24 protein-coding genes and 1 pseudogene are annotated in these 25052 nt (G+C 71.3%); 10 read left to right on the top strand and 15 right to left on the bottom strand.

The genetic code is table 11. The features are described 5' to 3' along the window. Positions 1-15: 15 nt before the first annotated feature. Both OG611_RS15660 and OG611_RS15665 read right to left on the bottom strand, forming a co-directional pair. Positions 16-666, bottom strand: a complete 651-nt coding sequence (locus OG611_RS15660) for a hypothetical protein (protein ID WP_266419963.1) — start codon at positions 664-666, stop codon at positions 16-18. 105 nt (positions 667-771) lie between these two features. Continuing rightward, complete coding sequence (locus OG611_RS15665) at positions 772-2079, bottom strand: hypothetical protein (protein ID WP_266419965.1); 1308 nt, start codon at positions 2077-2079, stop codon at positions 772-774. Positions 2080-2220: 141 nt separating this feature from the next. Between OG611_RS15665 and OG611_RS15670 the strand changes: the two genes are divergently transcribed. Next, positions 2221-3216 carry a small ribosomal subunit Rsm22 family protein gene (locus OG611_RS15670; protein WP_266419968.1) on the top strand — a complete coding sequence of 332 codons (996 nt, stop codon included), beginning with the start codon at positions 2221-2223 and terminating at the stop codon, positions 3214-3216. 16 nt (positions 3217-3232) lie between these two features. Here OG611_RS15670 and ddaH read toward each other — a convergent pair whose 3' ends face one another. Beyond that, the gene (ddaH, locus tag OG611_RS15675) at positions 3233-4117 is read right to left on the bottom strand and encodes a dimethylargininase (RefSeq protein ID WP_353962564.1); all 885 of its coding nucleotides are present in this window, start codon (positions 4115-4117) and stop codon (positions 3233-3235) included. Positions 4118-4217: 100 nt separating this feature from the next. Here ddaH and OG611_RS15680 point away from each other — a divergent pair, with 100 nt between their 5' ends. Both OG611_RS15680 and OG611_RS15685 read left to right on the top strand, forming a co-directional pair. After that, positions 4218-4832 carry a TetR/AcrR family transcriptional regulator gene (locus tag OG611_RS15680; protein WP_266419972.1) on the top strand — a complete coding sequence of 205 codons (615 nt, stop codon included), beginning with the start codon at positions 4218-4220 and terminating at the stop codon, positions 4830-4832. A gap of 143 nt (positions 4833-4975) precedes the next feature. Beyond that, positions 4976-5722 (top strand): bifunctional DNA primase/polymerase, encoded by a 747-nt coding sequence (locus OG611_RS15685; RefSeq protein WP_266419975.1) that lies wholly within the window; start codon positions 4976-4978, stop codon positions 5720-5722. Between the two features lie 57 nt (positions 5723-5779). On the opposite strand, the gene OG611_RS15690 is transcribed toward OG611_RS15685, so the two are convergent. The 7 genes from OG611_RS15690 to OG611_RS15720 form a co-directional block, all read right to left on the bottom strand. After that, the gene (locus OG611_RS15690; protein ID WP_266419978.1) at positions 5780-6718 is read right to left on the bottom strand and encodes a hypothetical protein; all 939 of its coding nucleotides are present in this window, start codon (positions 6716-6718) and stop codon (positions 5780-5782) included. After that, positions 6651-7622: an iron uptake transporter permease EfeU gene (efeU, locus tag OG611_RS15695; RefSeq protein ID WP_266419981.1), complete on the bottom strand. Its 972-nt coding sequence runs from the start codon at positions 7620-7622 to the stop codon at positions 6651-6653. The genes OG611_RS15690 and efeU overlap by 68 nt, the downstream gene beginning before the upstream one ends. Positions 7623-7675: 53 nt before the next feature. Beyond that, on the bottom strand, positions 7676-8950 hold the full coding sequence (gene efeB / locus OG611_RS15700) for an iron uptake transporter deferrochelatase/peroxidase subunit (RefSeq protein ID WP_266419984.1): 1275 nt from the start codon (positions 8948-8950) through the stop codon (positions 7676-7678). A gap of 20 nt (positions 8951-8970) precedes the next feature. Continuing rightward, on the bottom strand, positions 8971-10107 hold the full coding sequence (gene efeO, locus OG611_RS15705) for an iron uptake system protein EfeO (protein ID WP_266419987.1): 1137 nt from the start codon (positions 10105-10107) through the stop codon (positions 8971-8973). Positions 10108-10298: 191 nt separating this feature from the next. Next, positions 10299-11138, bottom strand: coding sequence for a heme ABC transporter ATP-binding protein (locus OG611_RS15710; protein WP_266419990.1), 840 nt, complete (start codon positions 11136-11138; stop codon positions 10299-10301). Next, positions 11135-12178, bottom strand: a complete 1044-nt coding sequence (locus OG611_RS15715; protein WP_266425922.1) for an iron ABC transporter permease — start codon at positions 12176-12178, stop codon at positions 11135-11137. Before OG611_RS15715 ends, OG611_RS15710 begins: the two co-directional genes overlap by 4 nt. A 56-nt stretch (positions 12179-12234) precedes the next feature. Then, positions 12235-13314: a hemin ABC transporter substrate-binding protein gene (locus tag OG611_RS15720; protein ID WP_266419993.1), complete on the bottom strand. Its 1080-nt coding sequence runs from the start codon at positions 13312-13314 to the stop codon at positions 12235-12237. 133 nt (positions 13315-13447) lie between these two features. On the opposite strand from OG611_RS15720, the gene OG611_RS15725 reads away from it, so the two are divergent. The 3 genes from OG611_RS15725 to OG611_RS15735 all read left to right on the top strand — a co-directional run bounded on the left by OG611_RS15725 (position 13448) and on the right by OG611_RS15735 (position 17261). Further along, positions 13448-14842: an HtaA domain-containing protein gene (locus OG611_RS15725; protein ID WP_266419995.1), complete on the top strand. Its 1395-nt coding sequence runs from the start codon at positions 13448-13450 to the stop codon at positions 14840-14842. Positions 14843-14888: 46 nt separating this feature from the next. Continuing rightward, positions 14889-16484: an HtaA domain-containing protein gene (locus OG611_RS15730; RefSeq protein ID WP_266419997.1), complete on the top strand. Its 1596-nt coding sequence runs from the start codon at positions 14889-14891 to the stop codon at positions 16482-16484. 78 nt (positions 16485-16562) lie between these two features. Next, positions 16563-17261 (top strand): PhzF family phenazine biosynthesis protein, encoded by a 699-nt coding sequence (locus tag OG611_RS15735; RefSeq protein WP_266420000.1) that lies wholly within the window; start codon positions 16563-16565, stop codon positions 17259-17261. Here the strand turns inward: OG611_RS15735 and OG611_RS15740 are convergent. Then, positions 17251-17916: a heme oxygenase (biliverdin-producing) gene (locus OG611_RS15740; RefSeq protein WP_266420002.1), complete on the bottom strand. Its 666-nt coding sequence runs from the start codon at positions 17914-17916 to the stop codon at positions 17251-17253. The genes OG611_RS15735 and OG611_RS15740 overlap by 11 nt on opposite strands. 309 nt (positions 17917-18225) lie before the next feature. Between OG611_RS15740 and OG611_RS15745 the strand changes: the two are divergent. Next, positions 18226-19428 (top strand): annotated as a pseudogene (locus tag OG611_RS15745) (IS4 family transposase); the annotation flags it as partial. Positions 19429-19663: 235 nt separating this feature from the next. Here the strand turns inward: OG611_RS15745 and map are convergent. Further along, a complete protein-coding gene (map, locus tag OG611_RS15750; protein WP_266420004.1) occupies positions 19664-20521 on the bottom strand; it encodes a type I methionyl aminopeptidase in 858 nt (285 codons plus the stop codon). Positions 20522-20579: 58 nt separating this feature from the next. Here map and OG611_RS15755 point away from each other — a divergent pair, with 58 nt between their 5' ends. Then, on the top strand, positions 20580-20810 hold the full coding sequence (locus OG611_RS15755) for a hypothetical protein (protein ID WP_266420007.1): 231 nt from the start codon (positions 20580-20582) through the stop codon (positions 20808-20810). A 206-nt stretch (positions 20811-21016) separates the two neighbouring features. Here OG611_RS15755 and OG611_RS15760 read toward each other — a convergent pair whose 3' ends face one another. Together OG611_RS15760 and OG611_RS15765 are read right to left on the bottom strand one after the other, a co-directional pair. After that, positions 21017-22318: an MFS transporter gene (locus tag OG611_RS15760; protein WP_266420010.1), complete on the bottom strand. Its 1302-nt coding sequence runs from the start codon at positions 22316-22318 to the stop codon at positions 21017-21019. Between the two features lie 78 nt (positions 22319-22396). Continuing rightward, the gene (locus OG611_RS15765; protein WP_266420013.1) at positions 22397-22999 is read right to left on the bottom strand and encodes a hypothetical protein; all 603 of its coding nucleotides are present in this window, start codon (positions 22997-22999) and stop codon (positions 22397-22399) included. A 119-nt stretch (positions 23000-23118) separates the two neighbouring features. Here OG611_RS15765 and npdG point away from each other — a divergent pair, with 119 nt between their 5' ends. Together npdG and OG611_RS15775 are read left to right on the top strand one after the other, a co-directional pair. Further along, a complete protein-coding gene (gene npdG, locus OG611_RS15770; RefSeq protein WP_266420017.1) occupies positions 23119-23829 on the top strand; it encodes an NADPH-dependent F420 reductase in 711 nt (236 codons plus the stop codon). Positions 23830-23955: 126 nt separating this feature from the next. Then, a complete protein-coding gene (locus OG611_RS15775) occupies positions 23956-24180 on the top strand; it encodes a hypothetical protein (RefSeq protein ID WP_266420019.1) in 225 nt (74 codons plus the stop codon). Between the two features lie 16 nt (positions 24181-24196). Here OG611_RS15775 and OG611_RS15780 read toward each other — a convergent pair whose 3' ends face one another. Next, positions 24197-25003: a site-2 protease family protein gene (locus tag OG611_RS15780; RefSeq protein WP_266420022.1), complete on the bottom strand. Its 807-nt coding sequence runs from the start codon at positions 25001-25003 to the stop codon at positions 24197-24199. Positions 25004-25052 lie beyond the last annotated feature (49 nt).

A 25052-nucleotide genomic window follows, 5' to 3' on the forward strand; every position in this document is an offset into this window, starting at 1 on the left:
GACCGGGGCCGAGGTTCAGCCCCAGGTCTTGCCACTGATCGGCTCCGGCCCGAACCAGCGGGAGAGGACGGAGGCCAGCGGTGGCACCGCGCCGTCTTCGGACGCGTGCTTGAAGGTGTGGACCACGCAGGTCTGCACCGGATGCATCGGCCCGCCGGGTTCCTCGCAGTCGTTGGCGTACAGCGGCCGGTGCTGCGGGCGCGCCAGGGCGAAGCAGACCAGCATCGTGCGGTGGTCCTCGAACCGGAAGTACTCGGTGATCGCCCGGTTGCCGAAGTCCATGCGGTCGAAGACGACGGCGATGTCCTCGTCGCCGTACGGGGCGGCCCGCAGTGCCGGCAGCACGTCGAGGACCGCGTCACCGGAAGCGAGCAGCCGGGCCTCCTCGTGGGAATCGCCCCAGGGCGGCGGATCGTCGTCCCGCAGGTCTTCGGGATACTCCTCGGTCCGCAGCACCGTGCCGACGGGAGGCCGGTCCCAGCGGGCCTGCCCGCTGACGCTGCCCCAGTTCAGACTGGCGTTGACGCAGAGCTTCCCCGTGACGAGCGCCCACGGTGTCCGGACCACGCGCTCACGTGCCAGCTCGACCACGAGACCGCCGAAGGCCTCCGGCCGCAGGAGAGTCGGCTCGGGCGGTGCGATGAAGGCGTCGGTCCAGGTTCCCATGCCCTCTTGTAACAGCGGGGTCCGGAGCGGGGCGAACGGATTTCCGCGCCCCGCTCCGGACCCCGCGACGCCTCTCGACGTTCTCCGCGACGCCGCCGCGCCGCGCTACGACGACCTCGGGTAGCCGATCAGGTGCGGGCGGTCCTTCTCGTCCGTCCAGCGGAACAGGCCGACACCGTCCGCCGTCTCCATGCCCGGAACCCGTACGTTCGACGGCAGGGCGCCCGTCGAACCGCTCCTGACGGCGACCGCGACCGGGGCGCCGCCGCCGGCCAGCACGTCCGCCGCGTTGCGTGCGCTCGCCGCGCCGTAGGCGGTGCCCTCGTCGTTCACGGACGCCAGCGTCAGCGGCTTGGTGCCGTCCGCCCCCTCGAAGCAGAACCCCCGCTTCGTGGCCAGGTCGAACGCGAGCGGTCCGGCCACCAGGTAGGAGCCCGAGGGCGCGGAGACGAGCTGCGGGTACTGGCCCGGCTTTATCGCGGGCTTGCTGCACTCCACCGAAGCCAGGGTCTTGCCCGTCTCCGCGTCCTGCACCGCCCACATGTCGTGGGTGGTGGCGCGCTTGGCGCCCTTCGCGAGCTGCCACTTCGCCAGGATCAGACCGGGGATCACCGACGTCGGGATCCCGCTGAGCTTGTCCGTGCCCTTGGGGGCGACATTGCGGCTGAACCAGCCGCCCTGCACCCAGAACTCCTTGGACCCGCTGACCAGCAGGCCCTTCTGCGTCAGCCCGCGCACCTCGGTGAGCTGCTTGCAGGTCTTGCAGCCCTTCGGGTACTTGAGCGCGGCAGCCGTGACGTTCGACACCCGGCCGGTCACCGGGTCGACCACCGCGCTGTTCGTCCGGCCGTCGCTGATGAGGATGCCGGGGCCGGTGGTGGAGACCGTCGGAACGGAGTTCCACGGCACCTCGACGCGCCGCCGGGAACCGTCCTCCACGTCGTAGACATCCAGCGAGACGATGGTGTCGGCGGGGGTCAGCGCGTTCTCGCCGACCTTTCCGTACGCCCACGTCACGAAGTACTCGTGGTCGTCGACGGTGACCGGGAGGAGTCTCGGGAACTGGTGCGGGGACGGGGGCCGCCAGCTCTCGCCGTGCCAGCCGGCCTCTCCCGTCTTGGAGTCGATGGTCCGCAGCTGGTACTTGGTCTCCGACTCCCGCACCAGATAGGCGAGACGGCCCGTCGTCCGGGAGATCGCATAGTCGGGCGAGGTCCCGATGAGCTCCCAGCCGTGCTCCGTCGCGTACGCGGAAGGAACGGTGAGCTGTGTCACCTTCGTCAGGCTCTTCCTGGCCTGCTTCTCCGGCTTGTCCGTGCTCTTCTCGCCGCTGCCGCACGTGGCGAGCAGAAGAAGCATGGCAAGCACGATCACTCCGCCGACCAGAGCCAGGCGCACGATCTTCTGTCTCATGGTTCCCCTCAATGGGCAATCCCGACCTCGCGGCGGTCAGCGTAGCAACTTGCGCAGGCATCGCGGCAGTTCGGATTCCGTGCAGTTCGGCGCGGATACCGGGGCGGGGACGACTGGGTCGGCTTTGCCTACAATTCGTCGGTGAACGCCACCCTCCCCACCGCGGAAGTCCTGCGCGCGGCGCTGGCCGGACTGCTCGACGGGCTGCCGCCCAAGCAGGCCGCCCAGGCCGTCGAACGGCTCATCGCCAACTACCGCGGGACCACCCCGACCGACGCGCCGGTGCTCCGCGACCGTTCCGACGTCGCCGCGTACGCCGCGTACCGGATGCCCGCCACCTTCGAAGCCGTACGGTCCGCCCTCGCCGCGCTCCAGGAGGCCGCGCCGGACTGGACGCCCGCCACGCACACCGACGTCGGCGGCGGCACCGGAGCGGCGAGCTGGGCCGTGGCGGGGGCCTGGGAGGGGCCGCGGACGACCGTGCTGGACTGGGCCGAGCCCGCGCTCGCCCTCGGCCGCGAGCTGGCCGGTCTCTCCGGCATCCCCGCCCTGCGCGCCGCCGAGTGGCGCCGGGCCCGGATCGGCGCGGGCCTCGAACTCGCCCCCACGGACCTGATCACCGTCTCCTACGTACTCAAGGAGCTGACGGCGGACGTCCGCGCCGCCCTCGTCGACACCGCCGCCACGGCGGCGCAGGCGGTCGTGGTCGTCGAACCGGGCACCCCCGACGGCTACGCCCGGATCATCGAGGCCCGCGACCGGCTGATCGCCGCCGGACTGAGCGTCGCCGCGCCCTGCCCGCACAGCGAGGCCTGCCCGATCGAGCCGGGCACGGACTGGTGCCACTTCTCGGCCCGGGTCAGCCGCTCCTCGCTGCACCGGCAGGTCAAGGGCGGCTCGCTGCCGTACGAGGACGAGAAGTTCAGCTATGTGGTGGCGACCCGCTTCGGGACGGAGCCCGTCCGCGCGCGGGTCACCCGCAAGCCGCAGATCCGCAAGGGGCAGGTGCTGCTGGACCTGTGCACCCGCGACGAGGCCCTGCGGCGTGCCACGGTCACCAAGCGGCACGGCGAGCTGTACCGGGCCGCCCGGGACGTCGCGTGGGGCGACGAGTGGCCGCCCGGCGAGAACGCCTGAGGGGCGGCCCGCTCGCTCACCCCCGCAGCTCCTGCGTGCAGCACTTCACGCTGCCGCCGCCCTTGAGCAGCTCGCCCAGGTCCATCGGCACCGGTTCGAAGCCCCGCGCCCGCAGCGGATCGAAGAGCCCCGTCGCGGCCTGCGGCAGCAGCACATGGCGTCCGTCGCTCACCGCGTTCAGGCCGAGCGCCGCGGCGTCCGCCTCCTCGGCGATCAGCGCACCGGGGAAGAGCCGGGCCAGCACCGCCCGGCTGCCCGGCGAGAAGGCGCCCGGGTAGTACATGATCTCGTCGCCCGCGTCGTCGAGCACCGACAGCGCCGTGTCCAGGTGGTAGTAGCGCGGGTCGACCAGATCGAGCCCGATCACCGGGCGCCCGAAGAACTCCTGCGCCTCGCCGTGCGAGAGCGGACTGGACCGGAAGCCCCGCCCGGCCAGGACGTACGACGCGGTGACCGCGAAGTCGCCCTCGCCCTCGTTGACGTGGTCCGGTTCATGGATCTCGGTGAAGCCGTTCGCCCGGAACCACTCACGATGGGCCCCGGCCTCCTCGTACCGCTCCTGGTACGCGAAGCGGGCGCCCAGCACCCGGCCGTCGATGACGGTGGCGCCGTTGGCGGCGAACACCATGTCGGGCAGCTCCGGGCGGGGGGCGATCAGCTCCACGGTGTGCCCCAGGGCGCGGTACCGGTCGCGCAGGTCCTCCCACTGCGTCTGGGCCAGGGGGAGGTCCACGGGCTTGCTGGGGTCCATCCAGGGGTTGATGGAGTACGTCACCCTGAAGTGCGTGGGCGCGCACATCAGGTAGCGGCGGGGTGTGGCTTCACGAGGCAACGAAGGCTCCTCACGAAAGGCAGGGGTTGCCTGCCGGGGGACTTCGCACGGGTCTGTGCGTGAGCCCATGGTCCGCTCTCCCGGGCCCGCGCGCAGTGATCCGATCGGGTGGTTCCGCGCGACCGGGAGACGATACGTATCGACTCGTCCCACTGTTAGATTGACCGGCATGGTAGAGACCCGGCAGCCCGACTCCAGCCGCCGCAGCGAGCGCTCGCGCCGCGCGATCCATGACGCGGCGCTCGGCCTGGTCGCGGAGGTGGGCTACCCGAGGACCACCATCGAGGCCATCGCCGCGCGGGCCGGTGTCGGGAAGCAGACGATCTACCGCTGGTGGCCGTCCAAGGCGGCCGTCCTTCTGGAGGCCTTCCTGGCCCTCGGCGAGCGGGCCGCCGGGCCGAGCGGCGCGGGCGAGGCACAGGGGATCCCGGACACCGGCGATCTCGCGGCCGACCTCAGGGCCGTCCTGCGGGCCACCGTCGACGAGCTGAACGATCCCGCCTTCGAGGCGCCGACCAGGGCGCTCGCGGCCGCGGGGATCGTCGACCCGCAGCTCGGCGCCGAATTCGTCCAGAAGCTGCTCGACCCCGGGCTCCAGCTGTACGTCGCCCGGCTGCGCGCCGCCCAGGAGGCGGGCCGGGTGCGCGCCGACATCGACCCGCGAGTCGCCCTGGAGCTCCTCGTCGGCCCGCTCACCCACCGTTGGCTGCTGCGTACCCTCCCGCTCACCCATGAGTACGCGGATGCGATCGTCGACCACGCCCTGCGCGGGCTGGCGCCCTGAGACGCACCCGTCATTTCATGACAAGAAGTGGCATAGTGCCCAGCTCGCGGCACTGTCGTCCGTACCCCGCTTCGGGACTCCGGCCACCCGAGGCGCAGGATGGTGGGACCATGGGCAGGGGCAACGCTGAGGTAAGGGGATAGATGGGCGCCGATTTCGGCCGTTATCGCGGCTCAGAGAGCAAATTTTCCCAATGGCTTCGCCGCCGACCCAAACCGCAGCAGAGCGAGGTCGACGACACCGCCCGGGAGGCGCTGCTCCTGGCCGTCGCCGAGGCCGGAATGCCGATCGCGCCGGCCGCCCATCCGGTCGGATACCGATGTTCGTGCGAACGCATCGGCTGTCCCACCCCCGCCCGGCACCCGATCTCCTTCGCCTGGCAGACGCAGTCCACCACCGACCGGGCCCAGATCGAGCGCTGGGCCCGCAGCCAGCAGCAGGCCAACTTCATCACCGCGACCGGCATGATCCACGACGTTCTCGACGTGCCGCTGTCCGCGGGCAGCCAGGCGCTGGAACGGCTCCTCGCCGCGGGCATCGACGTCGGCCCCGTCGCCCGGTCCGGCGACGACCGGATGCTCTTCTTCACCGCCACCCGCGGTACGCCCGAGGACGAGGACGAATGGTGGCCGTGCGAGCTGGACTGCCACCCCGAGACCATGGACGAGCATCCGGGACTGCGGTGGCACTGCCGCGGCAGCTATGTGCTCCTGCCGCCGGCCCGGCTCCCCGGCGAACTGGGCGTGCGGTGGGTGCGCGGGCCGGAGAACCCGCTGCCCGATCCGCTGACCCTGCTGGAGACGCTCACCGACGCGTGCGCGCAGTACGCGGACGAGGCGGACCAGAGCGATCTCGACCATGACTCGGTGGCGTGGCCGCTGAGCCGTTAGCGCACCGTCCGGATCATGACCGGGGCCGTTCCCGCACGCGGGGCGGCCCCGGTCGTGTCACGAGCCCTTCGCCGCCGTCAGGCCCGGCAGCCTGTTCAGCACGACCACCTTGCCGCCGTCCTTCGTCGAGCCTTTCTTCGGGACGTACACCAGCTCGCCGGAGACCCGCTCCTTGGTGAGGGTGGACTCCACCTCACCGGTCAGCAGTGCCTCCACGTCCTGGTTGAGCGGTGGGCGCAGCCCCTTCGCCGCGGTCTGCCGCTCGAAGTGCTTGCTGCTGAAGAAGACCAGCGCCCCGCCGTCGTCCGTCTCCAGGCCGAGCGGGCCGAACGTACCGCTGTCCAGCGGCTGGTCGATGTACTGGTACGAGAAGCCCGCCCGCCGGGTGGTCCGGCGCGCCTCCCGCCAGCCCGAGGTGGCGGAGCCGGGGGCGAAGACGTCCGGGGTGCCCTTCTGCAGGTACTGCGTGTACTGGGTGCTCAAGTCCTCGGGTGCCACGGCCAGTTCGGTGCTGTCGGCGGCCACCGGCCTGGCCCGGCCCTCGCCGTCCTTCGCGAAGGACGGCAGCTGTGAGGTGGCGAGGACCGACAGATAGGAGGCCTTCCACCCGGCGCCGGGCCCGGACTTGACGAAGACGACCAGCCAGCGGGTGTCCAGCTTCCCGCTGTCCTGGTCGCGGTTGGAGTCGGTGTCCGCGAGGAACCACCGCGGCCAGCCGGCCTTCTTCGGGATGAGATACCGGGCGTCGGTCAGCTCCAGCGGCGAGTGGTCCGGGTTGCCGTCCGGATGGTTCTTCTGCCGCGCCTTCAGCCCGGCCTGGTTGATCGCACCGAGCGGCCCGGTGACCCGGTCCGCGTCCAGGGCCGGGTCGTACGCCTTGTCCGCCGCGTTGTACGCGGTGGTGAACGCCTTCAGGGCCTGCGCGGCCTCAGACCTGGTTGCCCCCGGCACCACTTCCAGCTCGCCGTGCACCGTCACGCAACCGCTCGCCGTCATGGACAGCACCGTCGCCGTCGCGAGCCCCGTCGCCAGCCGAATCGGCCTCAGGCTTCTCATCCGTTGCTTTCCGCACCTTCTGATCCGTCGCCCTTTCTGACCGTCCGAACCCTACCGGGGCGAGGAACAGCGCGAGGGTGGGGATCAGATACAGCGCCCACACCGTGATCTGGAGAACGGTCGGGTCGGGCTGGAAGTTGAACGTGCCCTTCAGCAGCGTGCCGTACCAGCTGTCCGGCGGAATCGTGGCGCTGATGTCGAACGCCTGGTTGTGGAGACCGCCGATGAACTCGGCTTCCTGGAGGTCGTGGACGCCGTACGCGAGCACGCCCGCGGCGACGATCACCAGCATGCCGCCGGTCCAGGTGAAGAACTTCGAGAGGTTGATCCTCAGGGCACCCCGGTAGAACAGCCAGCCCAGCACGACGGCGGCCGCGATGCCGAGGAGTGCTCCGATCATCGGGTGCCAGCCGTCGTCCGCCGCGTGCACCGCACGCCACACGAACAGCGAGGTCTCCAGGCCCTCCCGGCCCACCGCGAGGAGCGCCGTGGCGACCAGCGCGCCGGTACCCATCGCGAGCGCCTCGTCGAGCTTGCCGTGCAGCTCCGTCTTCAGGTGCCGCGCGGTGCGCCGCATCCAGAAGACCATCCAGGTGACCAGGCCGACGGAGACGATCGACAGCGAACCGCCGAGCGCCTCCTGGGCCTTGAACGTCATCTCCTGCGAACCGAATTCGAGCCCGGCGCCGAACGCCAGGCTGACGACGATCGCGATCCCTACCCCGGTCCAGATCGGCAACAGCTTGTTCTTGTTGCCGGTCTTCACCAGATAGGCGATGAGGATGCAGACGACCAGGCTGGCCTCAAGGCCTTCGCGCAGGCCGATCAGGAAGTTGCTGAACACGTCTCGGTTCTCCTTTTCTGCTTCGAGTCCCGTTGTTTCTGCTTCGAGTCTCGTTACGAGAACAGCGCCCGGCCCCACCAGTCGCCCTTGTCGCGGACGCCCGGCGGGACGGCGAAGTGCGCCGAACCCACGTGCTGGATGTACTCGTTGAGTGCGTCGTGCGCCGCCAGGCGCCGCTGGAGCGGAATGAACGCCTTGCGGACATCGCGCTGGTAGGCGAGGAAGAACAGCCCGGCGTCGAGCCGGCCGAGGCCGTCCGTGCCGTCGGTGAAGGAGTAGCCGCGGCGCAGGATCGTCGCACCGCCGTTGCTGTCCGGGTGGGCGAGCCGCACGTGCGCGGTCGGCAGCATCGCCTTCAGGAACGGCTCGTCGCGCTCCTTGGCCTTGCCGACCGGGGCGCCCTCGCCCTTGTCGCGGCCGAAGACGTCCTCCTGCTCCTGGAGCGGGGCGCGGTCCCAGGTCTCGATGTGCATCCGGATGCGGCGGGCCACCAGGTACGAACCCCCGGTCATCCAGCCCGCGTCGTCCTTCGGGCCGACCCACACGTGCTTGTCCAGGGCGGCGGTGTCGGTGCCGGAGATGTTCCGGGTGCCGTCCTTGAAGCCCATCATGTTGCGCGGGGTCTGGGCGTCCGGCGTCGTCGAGGACGTCTTGCCGAAGCCCAGCTGGGACCAGCGGATCGCGGTGCGGCCCATGCCGATCCTGGCGAGGTTGCGGATGGCGTGCACCGCGACCTGCGGGTCGTCCGCACACGCCTGGACGCAGAGATCGCCGCCGCTGCGGGCCGCGTCGAGGTTGTCGCCGGGGAACTTCGGCAGATCGACGAGTGCCTCGGGCCGCTTGTCCTCCAGGCCGAACCGGCCCTTGGCGAAGAGCGAGGGGCCGAAGCCGATGGTCAGCGTCAGCCGGGACGGCTTCAGCCCCAGCGCCTCGCCCGTGTCGTCCGGCGGGGCCTCGGCGAGACCGCCGTACGCCCCGTCGCCGACCGCGTGACCGGCCGTCATCCGCTCCGCCGCCCGCGTCCACTCCTTGAGCAGCGCGATCAGCTCGGCGCGGTCCTTCGTCGTCACGTCGAACGCGGCGAAGTGCAGCCTGTCCTGTACGGCGGTGGCGATACCGGCCTGGTGCGCACCGTGGAACGGCACGGCCGCACCGCTGTCCGCGGCCGGCACCGCGTCGTTCTCCGTGCGTACTGCGGCGACCGCACCGCCGGCCGCGACGGCGCCCAGCGCGAGACCCGCGCCGCCCCAGCCGAGCAGCGCCCGGCGGGACGGGGCGGGAGAGGAGGTCTTCTCCGGGCTTTCGCCGGCCTGTGTCTGGTCGGACATGACCAAAGCCTTCCCGCTCGTTACTTCGTCACCGCGGCGGCGAGCCGGGAGAGCGGCTCGGCCAGCGCGTTGACCGCGTCCGAGAGCTCCTTGCGGTCCGCCTTGCCGACCTTCTCGTACGAGGTGAACTCGTAGGAGCTCTTGTCCTTGCGGTACTTGTCCAGCAGCGTGTTCAGCTCCGCGAACCGCTTGTCCAGGGTGGCGGTCAGCGCCGCGTCGTTCTTCGAGGCGATCGGCTTCAGCAGCTCGTAGGACTTCTCGGCGCCCTCGACGTTGCCCTTGAAGTCGATCAGGTCGGTGTGGCTGTAGCGCTCCTCCTCACCGGTGACCTTGCCGGTGGCGACCTCGTCGAGGAGTTCCTTGGCGCCATTGGCCATCGAGGTCGGGGTGATGTCGGCCGTGCCGACCCGCTTCTGCCAGTCGAGCAGGTCCTTGTAGAGGACCGGGGCGAGGGCCTTCTCCTCGGCGCCCAGCTTCTTGTCCTGCCACAGCGCCTTCTCCAGGCGGTGCCAGCCGGTCCACTTCTGGCCGTCCTCCAGGCCGTCCTCGCGGATGTCGACCTTCGGGTCGATGTCACCGAAGGACTCGGCGACCGGCTCGGTGCGCTCCCAGCCGAGCCGGGAGTCGGCGTAGATCTTCTTGGCGGCCTCGATGTCACCGGCGGCGACGGCGTCCGTGAACTTCTTGGCCTTCGGCAGCGTCTCGTCGGCCTGGGCCTGGACGTAGGTGCGGTAATCCGCGACGGCCTTGTCCATCTCGGGGCTGCGCTTGGCCGCGTTGCCGCCGGTGACTTCCAGCTTCTGCCGGATGCCGTGGCCCTTCATGCCGGGCTTGCAGGCGACCTCGTACGAACCGGCCTTGATCTCGGCCGTGATGGTGGCCTTGGTGCCGGGGCCGATGTTCTCGCGCTCGGCGACGATGCGGTCGTCCGGGAAGAGGACGTAGACCTCGGTGACCTTGGATCCCTTGTTCTGCACGGCCAGTTCGATGTGACCGGCCGGAAGCTTCTTCTTCGACACCTCGCAGGAGTCGTCCTTCGCGACGACCTGCAGGGCGCCGTCGCCCTTGCCGTCGCTCTTCTGTGCGCAGCCCGTGACGGCGGTCAGAGCGGCCACCGTGGCGGCAGCGGTGACGACGGAGAAACGAACGGCTCGCATACGGGCTCCACATGAGGACGAAGGAGAAGCGGGAGAAGATCCGGACAAAGTCAGGTGAGGCGGACCTAACTTAACCGAGGCTTACCTGAGCAATGCCCACCCGTGCAGTGATTCAGCTCTCATCCGGGCGGTACGGGAACGGGGTGATCACGGGTAACCCATGAATCTCCCAAGTGGAGGTCAAGTGATGGTCAAGTCTCTCTCGTCGGTACGACGAGAGGCGCCCCGGTCCGCGGGTGCGGGAACACCTCGACCGGCTGCCGGTAGACCTCGCCGAGCAGCTCGCCCGTGAACACCCCGGCGGGCGGTCCCGCCACCGCGATCCGCCCGTCGTGCAGCACGGCGGCCCGGTCCGCGTACGCCGCGGCGAGACCCAGATCGTGCAGCACCACGACGACCGCGTCCCCGGCGGCGGCCCGCTCCCGGCAGATGCGCAGCACCAGTTCCTGGTGGCGCAGATCGAGCGCGGCCGTGGGCTCGTCGAGCAGCAGCAGCGGGGCGCGCTGCGCCAGCACCCTGGCCAGTGCGACCCGGGCCCGTTCGCCGCCGGACAGGGCGGAGAAGGGCCGCGCGGCGAACGCGGTGACCTCGGTCGCCGCCATCGACGCGGCGACGGCGGGATCGTCCTCGTCCGCCCGCTCCGTTCCGGCCCACGGCGCCCGCCCCATCCGTACGACGTCCTCCACCGGGAACGGGAACGACAGCGCGGCGGACTGCGGCAGCACGGCCCGGCGCAGCGCCAGTTCGGCGGCCGACCAGTCGCCGACCGGGCGCCCGTCGATCCGGATCTCACCGCCGGCCGCGGGCAGATCGGCGGACAGTGCCGCCAACAGGGTCGACTTGCCCGCCCCGTTGGGCCCCACCAGCGCCAGTACCTCGCCCGCGTGCGCGGTCAGATCGATGGAGTCGAGCACCGTCCGCTGCCCCAGCAGCACCCGCAGTCCGCGTGCCTCGGCGACGGGGGAGCCGGGGGAGACGGGAGCGGGCAGTCGCCGTCCCCGTACCCGGAACGGATTCTTCAGGGCCTTCATGCCCAACCACCTTGCTTGCGACGGGTCCTGCGCAGCAGCCAGAAGAAGAACGGGCTGCCGAAGAGCGCGGTCAGCACACCGAGCGGCAGCTCGGCGGGATCGGCGACGGTACGGGCCGCGAGATCGCCCACCACCAGGACCAGGGCGCCGCCGAGCGCACTGCCGGGGACGAGGAAGCGATGGCCGGGGCCGTTCGCCATCCGCAGCAGATGCGGCACCAGCAGCCCCACGAACGAGATGATCCCGGCGACCGCCACCGCGGCGGCGGTCAGCAGCGCCACGACGAGCACGAGCACGATCCGGAGCCGTTCGACATCGACCCCCAGATGCCGGGCCGGCCGCTCGCCGAGCGCGAGGAGGTCCAGCTTCCGGGCGTGGAACGGTGCGACGAGCAGCCCTAGCACCGCGCACGGCAGTACCGCGAGCACCTTGGGCCAGGTCGCCTGGGCCAGCGAGCCCAGCTGCCAGAAGGTGATCTGCGAGATCTGCGCGTTGTCGGCGAAGAAGATGAACAGCCCGATCAGCGCGCCCGCGAAGGCGTTCACCGCGATCCCGGTGAGGATCAGCGTCACCACCTCGGTCCGTCCGCCCGACCGCGACAGCGCGTACACCAGCAGCACGGTCGCGAGCCCGGCGGCGAACGCGCAGACGGTGACCGTCCAGTTGCCGAAGAAGTTCAGCCCGAGCGCGATCGAGGCGACCGCGCCGACGGCCGCACCGGAGGAGATCCCGATCACCCCGGGCTCGGCGAGCGGATTGCCGAACACTCCTTGCATCAGGGCGCCTGCGCAGCCCAGCGACGCCCCGACCAGCAGGGCCAGCACGACCCTCGGCAGCCGTACGTTCCACAGCACGCTCTCGCCGACCCGGTCCAGCGCGGCCCCGCCGAGGCCGAGCCGGTGCTGGACCGAGCCGAGGACGTCGCCGAGCGGGATGCTGTACGCGCCGAGTCCGGCGGAGAGCAGACAGCACACCAGGAGGGCGGCGAGCAGCCCGGCGGTCAGTGCGAAGGACGAGGAGCGCCGGGGCTTCGGTGCCATCGGCCCTTCCGGTGTCGCGGTGGCGTCGGCCCGGGTGTGTTCCGGGGACGTGGTGGTCACTTGTCCGCCCCGTCCTCCGGGTAGAGCTGCGCGATCAGTTCGCTCAGCACCCGGTCCGTGCGCGGGCCGTAGTTCAGCAGCACCCCGTCGTCGATGGAGACGATCCGCCGGTCCATCCCGGCCGGGGTCTCGGCGACGCCCGGGATCTTCACGAGTCCGTCGACGCCGCCCACCGAGTCGAGCCCCTTGCTCATCACCAGGATGGCGTCGGGGGCGGCCTTGGCGAGTGCCTCGCTGGTGATGGCGGTGAAGTCCTTCGTCAGCCCGGACGCCTTGCCCGCGTCGACGGCTCCCGCCGCTTCCAGGAGCGAACTCGCGCCGGACTCCCGGCCGCCCAGCAGATACACCGAGGCCGAACCGCGCAGGTAGAGGAAGGCGACCCGGGGCTTCTCGTGCCCGTCCGCCGGGGCGGGCACGGACTTCCGTACGGCGTCGATACGCGACTGGGTGCGCGACTTCAGTTCGGTGCCCGAGTCCGGCACACCCAGGGCCGCCGCCACGGTGCCGATCCGGCGGCCGACGTCGGAGAGCTGCTGGGCCGGTTCGACGACGACGAGCGGGATGCCGGCATCCCGGATCTGGTCGATGGCCTCCGCCGGACCGGTCGTGGTCTCGGCGAGTACGACGGTCGGCCTCAGCGACAGCACGCTCTCCGCCGAGACGTCATGGGCCCGGGTCACCACGGGGAGTTTCGCGGCCTGTTCGAAGGTGGCGGTGATGTCGCGGGCCACGACCCGCTTGCCGAGGCCGAGCGTGAAGACGATCTCGCTCAGGCCGCCGGTCAGCGGAACGATCCGGTCCGTCGAGGCGACGGTGACCTCGGCGCCGTCCGCCGACTTCACCGTGACGGGCAGTTGTGGCTCCGGCGCGGTGGTGAGGGGTTCGACCCGGTCGGCGGCGGCCCCGGCAGCGGCGGCGGGCGCCTTCGTGTCCGTACCGCCGCCGCAGCCCGTCAGGACGAGGGCCAGGGCGAGGACGGCCGTCAGGGCGCCGAGCGGTCCACGGCTCCCGGACCGCCCGCGCCCCGGCCGTCGGCCGCCCTGACCCGGTGGGGCGAAGTCCTGAGAGAAGCGCACTGGGGCACCGTCCTGTCGTCGTGCGTGGGCAGTTGGTCATGGTTCACGAGTGATGTGGTGGAAGGGGTACCTCCACGAGACGCGTATAGCTTAGGTTAGCCTTACCTCAGTTTCCAGACCTCGGAGGGGTTCCATGCTGCCGTCCAGACCTGCCCGCGCACTCGCCGTCACGCTCCTGACGGCGGTGCTGGGAGTCCTGCTCCCCGCCACCGCCGCGCAGGCGGCGGGCCGTACGGTGCAGGGCGGCAGGCTGGACTGGGGCATCAAGTCCTCCTTCCAGGGCTACGTCACCGGACCGATCGCGAACGGCAGTTGGAGCCTGACCGGCGGCGCCGCCACGGTCGGCGGCAGCCAGTTCCGCTTCCACTCCGCCACCGGTTCCTACGACCCGGCGACCGGCGCCTTCGCCTCGGCCTTCGCCGGCGGGGTCCACTTCCTCGGCCACCGGAAATCCGACGGTAGTCACGAACTGGACCTCACCATCAGCCGTCCCACCGTCCGCATCGCGGGCGGCGGCACCCTGTACGCCGACATGGTCAGCAAGGACCGGGGGAGCGGCCGGGTGACCTCGGCCGCCCAGGTGCCGCTCGCGACGCTCGGCCTGTCCGGGATCGACATGAAGGGCGGTACCACCCCCGTCGCCCTCCGCAACGTCCCGGCGACCCTGACCGGACAGGGCGCCAAGGCGTTCGCCGGCTACTACACGGCCGGCACCCCGCTCGACCCGGTCAGCCTCTCCGTGGACACCTCCGCCCCGGCCGGGAAGCCCGCCGCCTCCAAGTCCCCCGGGAAGAAGCCGGAGTCGAGGAAGACCGCGACGGCCGCCGGACGCTTCGAGGACGCCGCCGTCGACTGGGGTGTCCGCCGGACCTTCCGGGAGTACGTCACCGGCTCCATCGGCAAGGGGAAGTGGACCCTCGCCGGGGGCGCCCAGGACGGCGGAGCGCTCTTCCGCTTCCCGCGCGGCAAGGGCACGTACGACCCTGCGAAGCAGACCCTGGACGCCGAATTCGCGGGCAGCGTCCGGTTCACCGGCGCCGACGGGCTCGATCTGGAACTGTCCGCCGTCGCGGTCCGGGTGAAGGCGGGCAAGGGCACGCTCCTGGCCGACGTCCACGGCGACGGCGACCGGCGCAAGGCCGTCCCGCTCGTCACCTTCACCGCGAAGGACTTCGCGCCGAAGGACGGTCTCGCCGTCCTCACCGAAGCCCCTGCCACCCTCACCGCCGACGGCGCCGAGGCGTTCGGCTCGCTCTACCGGGCGGGCACCGCGATGGACCCGGTCTCGCTGGCCGTCGCCGTCGACGCCGGGGCCGAACTGCCCGCCCTGCCCGACCTGGGCAGCGCCCCCGACCCGTCGTCCGAGCCGTCCGCCACATCAACGGAGAAGGCCACCCCCGCCTCGGCTGCGGCAGCCGACTCCCGCGCCGGCCTGTATCCGGTCCTCGGCGGCGCGGGCGTGCTCGCCGTCGCGGCGGGCGCGCTGTACCTCGCCCGTCGCCGCGGCACCCCGCGGAAGACCGACTAGACCCCCGTCCCCCCGTCCCCCCCTGTTCCCGAGGAGATCAACGACCATGGCAGCCACCCGCCGCCCCATAGCCCTCACCGCCGCAGTCGCCACCGCCGCCGCCCTCGGCGCCACCGCGTTCGCCCTTCCGGCGCTCGCCGCCGACGGCCCCGCAGCCGGTGGAGCCGCCGCGGCGCCGACGCTGGAGCTGAAGGACGGCACGCTCGAATGGGGCGTCAAGGAGTCCTTCCGCAAGTACCTCGCCTCGTCGTTCTCCGGCGGGAAGATCACCGTCAAGGACGGTGCCACCCAGGCGCCCGGCAACGGCGTGTTCACCTTCGGCGGCGGCAAGGGCACGTACGACACCGCCACGCACGGCACCGACACCGCCTTCGGCGGCGGCGTCAACTTCTACGCCCACGGGGGCGTTCTCGACATCACGCTCTCCGACGTGAAGCTCGCCACGACCGGTACCGGCGGCGCGATCACCGTCGACGTCACGACTCCCCGGGGCACCCGCGACGACGTGAAGTTCGCGGCTCTCGACCTCTCGGCGGTGAAGCCGGGCCGGGGCGAGGGCGGCGCGATGGTCTTCAAGGACATCCCGGCGACGCTGACGAAGGCGGGCTCCGAGGCGTTCGACGGCCAGTACAAGGAGGGCGACGCGCTCGACCCGGCCACCCTCTCGGTGAAGGCGGTCACGCCCCCGACCACCGAGCCCACGGAGGAGCCGACCACCGAGCCGACCACCGGGCCGACCGGAAAGCCCACCACGAAGCCCACCACGAAGCCGACCGGGCCGACCACCGAGCCGACCGGGAAGCCCACCTCGACCACGTCCCCCTCGGCCCCGGCCACCGACGAGCCGACCGCCGCCGACCGGGGCGACGTCGTCGACGGCACCCTGGACTGGGGCGTCAAGAAGTCCTTCCGTACGTACGTCACGGGCCCGATCGCCCACGGCAAGGTCGAGACGGCGGCCGGCGCCACCGCTTCCGGTGACGGCTACCGGTTCCCCGACGCGACCGGCCACTTCGACGCCACGAAGCAGACCCTGAACGCCGAATTCCAGGGCAAGGTCCGCTTCCTGGGCCACGAGGAGAACGGCGCGTACACCCTCGACCTGTCCCTGACCGGCCTGGAGATCCAGGTGAACGGCACGAAGGGCACCCTGATCGCGGACGTCTCCACCAAGGACCGCACGACCAAGAAGGTCTCCACGTACACCGGTCTGGCCGTCGCGGACCTGAAGGTGCCGAAGGGCCGACTCGCCGCCAAGAACGGCGTGGTGAACCTCTCGGCCGTCCCGGCGACCCTCACCGCCGACGGCACCAAGGCCTTCGGCGGCATGTACCGGGCCGGTGAGCAGCTCGACGCGCTGACCGTCGCGGTCGCCCTCGACAAGGACGCCGAACTCCCGGGCGCCGCGGGCGGTTCCGGTTCCGCGGGCGGTTCCGGCTCGACGGGCGGCACCGCGACCGCCGGTGGCAGCGTGGGCGGCGGCTCCGCAGGCGGCTCCGTGGGCGGTTCGGTCGGCGGCGCGGGCTCCCTCGCCGCCACCGGCTCCGAACTCCCGGCGGGCGCCCTGTTCGCCGCCTCGGGCGTGGTCGTGGCGGCCGGCGCCGGAGTCGTGATCGCGGCCCGCCGCCGCCGTACCGCCTGACCCGTCCGCGTCCCACGACCGCACCGCCCGGGTGGACCGGCCGAACGGCCGCCACCCGGGCGGTGCTTGAATGCTGACGTGAGCGACAGCGACTTCGACGTACCCGCGGGCATCGACGTACTACGCGTGTTCTGCGGCCCCGACGGCCGGCACGGCAACGCCCTCGGCGTGGTGCGCGACGGCAGCGCCTACCCGGACCGGGCGTCCCGGCAGGCGCTGGCCGGGCGGCTCGGCTTCAGCGAGACGGTGTTCGTCGACGACCCCGAGCGCGGACACGTCGACATCTACACCCCGGGTCTCCGCCTCCCGTTCGCCGGGCATCCGCTCGTCGGCACGGCCTGGCTGCTCGACCTGGAGATCCTGGAGCTTCCGGTCGGGGAGGTGTTCGCCCGTCAGGACGGCGAGTTCAGCTGGATCACCGCCCGCCCCGAGTGGGCACCTCCGCGCACGCTGGAGCGGTACGGGTCCGCCGCCGAGGTCGAGGCGCTGACCGGGCCGCCGCCGGGGGAGGGCTGGCTGTACGTGTGGGCCTGGGAGGACGAGGCGGCCGGCCGGGTCAGGGCGCGGGCGTTCCCCCGGCGCGACGACAACATCGTGGAGGACGAGGCGACGGGGGCGGCGGCGCTGCTGCTCAGCGCGGAGCTGGGGCGCGCCCTCAACATCACGCAAGGACGCGGCTCCCAGATCCTCACCGCTCCCGCGCCCGACGGCACGGTGGAGGTCGGGGGCCGCGTGACACTCGCCGCCGTCAGCGCCGGGCAAGGCGCTACGCGCTGAGCGGGAACACCTCGCCCAGCTCCCGGAACACCGCCGTGTTCAGCGCGAACGCGCGCTTGCACTCGTCGACGATCCGCTGCTTCTCCAGGTCGTCCGCGTCCACCGTGTCCAGCAGCTCGCGGTAACCCCGCTTGAACGAGGCGGGGTTGGATATCTCCTCGAAGACGTAGAACCGGACCCCGTCGCCCTTGCGCGCGAAGCCCCAGGCCTTCTCCGCCTTGTCACGGATGATCTGGCCGCCGGAGAGGTCGCCGAGGTAGCGGGTGTAGTGGTGCGCGACATAACCGGCCGGCCAGTTGCGGGCGCACTCGGTGACCCGGGCGGCGTACGCGGCCGTGGCGGGCAGCGGCTCCAGGCCCTCGCGCCAGTCCGCACCCCGCAGATGGGCCAGATCGCGCTCCAGCTCGGCGGTGCGCATCAGCTCGGGCCGTATGAAGGGACCGGCGACCGGATCGCCGTGCAACGCCTGCGCCCCTTCCTCCAGTGCCCGGTACACGAACCACAGCTGCTCGGTGTAGCGCGTGTAGGCCTCCACCCCGAGCCGCCCGCCCAGCAGGTCGCTCATGAAGGTCGAGGTCTCCGCCTCGGTGTGCTGCTCATGCGACGCGGTGCGGATGAGCGTCGAGAAGGGCGTGGTGGTGGCGGTTGCGTCCAAGGCGGGCCTCCGGGGACCGAGGGGGGACGGGAAGTCCAGAAAGAGACGGAAATATCGGCAGCGACCGCGTCCTGCGGCGGTGGCCGTCGACATCCCCGATCTTCCTACTTAGGCTTACCTAAGTCAATAACTTCCCGACGCTCTGTCGGTAAAAACGATACGCCTGGTTCCGCCTCTGCGGGGGTATGCGAAAGCGGCCGCCCGGGGGCGGCCGCTTTCGGGGAGGAACTGTCCGGGGGGCGGGGGGCTGAGACGGGGGACTAGGGGCAATACCGGTGACTTTGAGGGTGTCGGCTCGTTGTGTTGGGTGTGCCAAGGCCGGGACAGGTGAAGTCGGTGGGGGGCGAGCGGTTTTCGGATCGCATCGCTCTCGGAGTGTTAACGCGTGCGTTTACGCCTGATCTGGTGGACGAGGTGGTGGCGGAGTGCGGGCGTGTTGAGCAGCGTCAGCGGCTGCTTCCGGCACGGGTGGTGGTGTATTTCGTGCTGGCGATGTGCCTGTTCTCGGGGCAGGGGTATGAGGAGGTCGGGCGTCTTCTCACGCAGGGTCTGGAGCGTCAGGGCCGCTGGGTAAAGGGGTGGCGGGTGCCTACGAGCGGAGCGATCGGGCGGGCGCGGCTGCGGCTGGGGCCGGAGGTGCTGAAGGCGTTGTTCGCCCGGGTGTGCCGGCCGGTGGCCGTCGCGGGGTCGCGGGGCGCCTGGTTTCGGGGGCTGCGGTTGGTGGCTGTGGACGGGACGACGTTCGATCTGCCGGACACGGTGGCGAATGCCGGGTATTTCGGGCGTCCGGGGACCGGCCGTGGGCAGGGCAGGAGTGCGTATCCGCAGGCCAGGGTTGCGGCTCTGGTCGAGTGCGGCACTCATGCGGTCTTTGCTGCCGAGGTCGGTCCGCTGGCGGTGCACGAGACCGTGCTGGCCGGGCGCCTGTTCTCTTCGTTGACCCGGGGAATGCTGCTGATGGCCGACCGCGGGTTCCTCGGATTCGACCTGTGGCGGGCCGCCGCGGCAACCGGCGCCGACCTGCTCTGGCGGGTCAAAAGCAACGCGGTGCTGCCTGTGGTGACGTCGCTGCCCGATGGTTCCTACCTGTCGGAGATCGTCGCCGCCCGTGACAAGAACCGGCGGGCCGACCCGGCCCGGGTCCGCGTCATCGAGTACACCCTTGGCCCACGCGGGAAGGACGGCACCGTCTACCGGCTGGTCACCACCCTCCTCGACCCGGACACCGCGCCGGCGGCGGAACTTGCCGCGCTCTACGCCGAACGCTGGGAGATCGAGACCACGCTGGACGAGATCAAGACGCACCTGGGCGGGCCACGTCTGGTCCTGCGCTCCCAGCACCCGGCCGGGGCCGAGCAGGAGATATTCGCGTTCCTCCTCGTTCACCATGCCGTGCGGGACCTCATGCACGAAGCCGCACGACAGGAGGGACACGATCCGGACCGGATCTCCTTCACCCGCGCCGTGCGCGTTGTCCGCCGCCAGGTCACCGCCCAGGCGGGCTTTTCCCCCTCCCGACTCACGCGGGCCCTCGCACAGACTCTGCTTGAAATCGGTCAACGGCTCCTGGAACCACGGCGGTTACGCTCCAATCCCCGTGTCATCAAACGCAAGATGTCCAACTGGGCCCTCAAACGCACCGAACACAACAACCAGCCCCGGCCGGACACCCCAGTAGTCACCCTCGTCGGACCCACCAAACCAGCCCCAACCTCCCGGAAAAAGACCTAAATCACCGGTATTGGGACTAGGGGAGCGTAAGGATCTCGGCGCCCGTCTCCGTCACCACCAGCGTGTGCTCGAACTGCGCGGTGCGCTTGCGGTCCTTCGTCACCACGGTCCAGCCGTCGTCCCACATGTCGTAGTCGTGGCTGCCCAGCGTCAGCATCGGCTCGATGGTGAACGTCATTCCGGGCTGCATCACGGTGGTCGCGTGTGGGCTGTCGTAGTGCGGAATGATCAGGCCGGAGTGGAACGAGGAATTGATCCCGTGACCGGTGAAGTCCCGCACCACCCCGTAGCCGAAGCGCTTGGCGTACGACTCGATGACCCGCCCGATCACATTGACCTGCCGCCCCGGCCGGACCGCCTTGATCGCCCGGTTCAGCGACTCCTCGGTGCGCTCCACGAGGAGCCGGGACTCCTCGTCCACGTCGCCGCAGAGATACGTGGCGTTGTTGTCGCCGTGCACACCGCCGATGTACGCCGTGACGTCGAGGTTCACGATGTCGCCGTCGCGCAGCACCGTGGAGTCCGGGATGCCGTGGCAGATCACCTCGTTGAGCGAGGTGCAGAGCGACTTGGGGAACCCGCGGTAGCCGAGCGTCGACGGGTACGCGCCGTGGTCGCACATGAACTCATGGGCGACCCGGTCGAGTTCGTCCGTGGTGACACCCGGGGCGATGTGCTTCGCGGCCTCCGCCATCGCCTGCGCGGCGATCCGGCCGGCGACGCGCATGCGCTCGACGGTGTCGGTGTCCTGGACCTCCGGACCGGTGTACGGGGTGGGGGCCGGCTTGCCCACGTATTCGGGGCGCCGGATCTTTCCGGGCACGGAGCGGATGGGAGTGATCTCCCCGGGTGCGAGCAGCGACTGGCCAGACATGTCAGCGAGTCTAACCAGCGCGCTTGGGGCAGCATGGCCCCGAGGGAAGGAGCCGCTGATGGCCCTGTTCAAGAAGCGCACGGTCGGCAAGCCGGGCGAGTGGTACTACTGCCTGGAGCATCACAAGGTCGAGGAGGGCCCCGAGTGCCCGGCCAAGGACCGTTTCGGGCCGTACACCTCCCGCGAGGAGGCACAGCACGCCATGGACACCGCCCGGGAGCGGAACCTGGAGTGGGAGAACGACCCCAAGTGGCATGACGGGGGCACGCCGCCCGATCCGGAGGCATGACCCGGGGTGCCGAGCCGGGCCCCCGCCCCGGGGGCCCGCTCCTCAGAGCCTGTCGGGTGACCTCCGACCGGGCGGCCACGCCCTGGCACGCATGCTTCCCGCGTTGTCGTCGGTCGCCAACGCTCCGCGTCGACTCCCTCCTCCGCCTTGGAATCGCACGCACCAGACCGCGTCCGCTATCCGATCCGAGGTCACCCGACAGGCTCTCAGGCGGCGGACGGGCTGGACTTCCTGGCTTCCCGCCTGCGCAGCGCGTCCTCGTCCGTCTCGGAGTCGTAGGTGAGCAGCTTCGGAAGCGCTGCCGTGAGCAGCGCGACCGAGGCCACGCACGCCACGCCGCCGCTCCAGATCGCCGAGCGGGTCCCCGTCCAGCCCGCCATCGCACCGGCCCGCACCTGGCCCAGCTGCGGGCCGATGCTGTACGAGAGCACCTCGATGCCCGCCAGCCGGCCCCGCAGCTCCTCCGGGATGGTCTGGTTCCAGATCGTGGAGCGGCCGAGACCGCTGAGCATGTCGCCCGCGCCCGCCACCGCCAGGCAGACCAGCACCAGCCACACATTGCCGAACCACCCGGCCGCCGCGATGGCCAGCCCCCAGACCGCCGCCCCGAAGACCACGAACAGCCCGTGCCGCCGCACCCGGGACGTCCAGCCACTGGTCAGCCCCAGCACCAGCGATCCGACCGAGTCCGCGGCGTACATCAGGCCCAGCGACCAGTCGGCGTGCAGGTCGTCCGCCAGGAACGGGAAGATCGCGTTCGGGAAGGCGAAGAACATCGCGGCCATGTCGACCGCGTACGTCCCCAGCAGCACCGGTCGGCTCCAGGCGTACTTCGCGCCCTCCACGATGCCGCGCAGCGACGGCTTCGCGTTGTCCCGGGCAGGCGGTGCAGGCGTCAGGCGCAGACACAGGAGCACGGAGACGGCGAACGTGGCCACCGTGACCGCGTACGCCGTGGCGTGCCCGGCGTAGGCCACCACGAGGCCCGCCACCGCGGGACCGGTGATCGCGCCGAACTGCCAGCGCAACGAGTTCAGCGCGGCGGCCGCGGTCAGCTGCTCGTGCGGCACGATCCGGGCCATCAGGGAGTCCAGCGCGGGCCGCTGGAGCCCGGCGAGCGCGGAGACCCCGGCCGCGACCAGGTAGAGCGGCCAGAGCATCGGACCGGACAGCGCCGCGTTCCCCAGGAGCACCAGAGCGAGCAGCCCCAGTCCCGCCTCCGTGGCCAGGATCACCTTGCGGCGGTCCGCGGAGTCCGCGAGCGCCCCGCCGTACAGACCGAAGACGACCAGCGGCACCAGCTCGACCGCGCCCATCACACCGACGGCCAGCGGCGAACCCGTCAGCTCCTTGATCTGGAGCGGCAGCGCGATCATCGCCATGAAGCTGCCGAAGTACGTCACCAGGCCCTGGACCCACAGCAGCCGGAAGTCGGTGGAGGAGCGCAGGGGCGAGAGATCGGGCAGCAGAGCGGCCAGCCGGGCGGCCGGGGACGGAGCAGTGGTCACGGGGGCCCATGCTCCGGCGCGACAGGTGCCGCCGCAACGGAATTTCCGCGGCGGCCCCTCTGCCCGGCCGCCGGGCTCTCACCAGCGGGCGGGAGGAGGGGACGTCAGCTGATCGGCGAGCCGGGACAGCCGGTCCCGGAAGCCGCGGCGGCCACGCGGCGCGGGGGCGCTGTTCTCCCCGGCCGCCGCGCTCACCAGATGCTGCACGGTGTCCAGGTCGACGTCGCCGCCGCCGGTCACCGCGAGCGTCTCGTGGGCGAGCCCGCGCACCTCCGGGTCGCCGTCGTTCAGCGAGAGCACCGTGGCCCCCGCGCGCCGCGCGTCGTGCACCCGCTCCAGCAGCCCCGCGCCGGGCCGCTCCGGGGCAACCAGGAGCAGCGTCTCGCCCCGCCCGGCCGCCTCGATCCGGCCCAGACCGACGGCCAGATGCGCGGGGCCGCCCGGCTCCACCCGGTGGCGTACCAGGGTGGGGGCCAACTCGGGCAGCCCGGACCAGGTGGACTCGTCGACCAGATGCGCGGCCAGATGCCAGGGTTCGTACGCCGCCGTCCCCACCAGCAGCAGACCGCCGCCGTGCGGGACGACGGACGACCTCAGCGCTCCGGCGAACCGCCGGGTGGCGGCGGGCCACTCGGTCCCGGCGAGCACTTCACGGAGCAGGGCGACGCGTACGGCATCCATGGCCCGGCATCATGCCCCAGGACCCGTGCCCGGCACCGGGGAACGGCTCCGAACCAGTCGAACGTGGAACGAGGGGTGACACCGGGTCCCGCTCCGTGGCGGGCAGTAATGTCGGAGCCATGACTACGAATGGCAGTGACAGCGCGGCCAAGCCCCCCGCCAAGGACCCCTGGGACCTTCCCGACGTCTCCGGGCTGACCGTCGGGGTGCTCGGTGGCACCGGCCCCCAGGGGCGCGGCCTGGCCTACCGGTTCGCCCGCGCCGGGCAGCAGGTGATCATCGGCTCCCGGGCCGCCGACCGTGCGCGGAGCGCCGCCGAGGAGCTGGGGCACGGCGTCGAGGGCGCGGACAACGCGGAGTGCGCCCGCCGCAGCGACATCGTGATCGTCGCCGTGCCGTGGGACGGCCATGCCAAGACCCTGGAGTCGCTGCGGGACGAACTTGCGGGCAAGCTCGTCATCGACTGCGTCAACCCGCTCGGCTTCGACAAGAAGGGCGCCTACGCGCTGAAGCCCGAGGAGGGCAGCGCCGCCGAGCAGGCCGCCGCCCTGCTGCCGGAGTCCCGGGTCACCGCCGCCTTCCACCACCTCTCGGCGGTGCTGTTGCAGGACGAGGCCATCGAGGAGATCGACACCGATGTGCTGGTGCTGGGCGAGGCCCGCGCCGACACCGACCTCGTACAGGCGCTGGCCGGCCGGATCCCCGGCATGCGCGGCATCTTCGCCGGGCGGCTGCGCAACGCGCACCAGGTGGAGTCGCTGGTCGCCAACCTGATCTCGGTCAACCGCCGCTACAAGGCGCACGCCGGGCTCCGTACCACCGACGTCTGAGCCGGACCGGCCACCACCGACGTCTGAGCCGGACCGGCCACCAGCGCCGTCCGAGCCGGACCGGCCACCACCGACGTGTGAGCCGGAGCCGCTCCCGGACCCACCCTGCGGCGAGCGGAAAGGGGCATGGGGGACACTGGACGGGACCGTGCTCACCCCCGACAGGAGCCGCCCCCCATGCCCCGACTCGCTCTCTACGCCATCACCGTCTGTGTCCTGGCCGTCGTCGCGGCCGTGATCTCGTTCGCCCAGGGCAGCCTGCTCGGGATCGTCTGGGTGCTGCTGGCCGGGCTCTCGTCCAACATGGCGTGGTTCTACCTGCGCCGGCAGCGCGCACAGACCGCCGAATGACGGCCGGTCCGCCGGGTCACGGGCCGACCGCGCAGACCGGATACTCCTCGTTCCAGTTCTCCCAGAACCGGTAGGCGGCGCGGCCGCACTCCGTCCCCAGGCCGTTCACGCCCAGCGAATCCAGCACACCGTGGACCATGTCGAAGAAGACGTGGTTGACCTCCGGGATCCACAGCACGCCGAACACCGCGAGCAGCCCGAACTGCGCGAACGGTTCCACCTGGCGCCGGATCCGGTACGACAGCCAGGGCTCGATCACCCCGTACCCGTCCAGTCCGGGGACCGGTAGGAAGTTCAGGATCGCCGCGGTGACCTGGAGCAGGGCCAGGAACGCCAGCGCGTACCGGAACTCCCTCGGGACGCCGCCCAGCGCGTGCAGCCAGAACGGCGCCGTGCACACCAGCGCGAACAGCACATTCGTCAGTGGGCCCGCCGCCGAGATCAGGCTGTGCCTCCAACGACCGCGGATCCGCCCCCGCTCGATGAAGACGGCGCCGCCGGGCAGACCGATACCGCCCATGATCACGAACAGCACCGGCAGCACGATGCTGAGCAGAGCGTGCGTGTAGGCGAGTGGATTGAGGCTGAGGTAGCCCTTCGCGCCGACCGAGAGGTCCCCGCTGTGCAGCGCGGTGCGGGCGTGCGCGTACTCGTGCAGGCAGAGCGAGACCACCCACGCCCCCGTGACGAAGACGAAGACCGCGAGGCCGTACGGATATCCGGTGCCCGTCCACACCGCCCATCCCGACACCGCCGTCACGGCGACGATCCCGAGGAAGACCGGGCTGATCCGCCGGTCGCTGCGGGCTGCTGCGGTGGTCATCGGCGAACTCCTGAAGGGTGGCCGGAAGGGAACGGCAAGGCGGGCGGCG

Origin of the sequence: Streptomyces sp. NBC_01363, assembly GCF_026340595.1 — a bacterium.
Classification (GTDB): Bacteria; Actinomycetota; Actinomycetes; order Streptomycetales; family Streptomycetaceae; genus Streptomyces.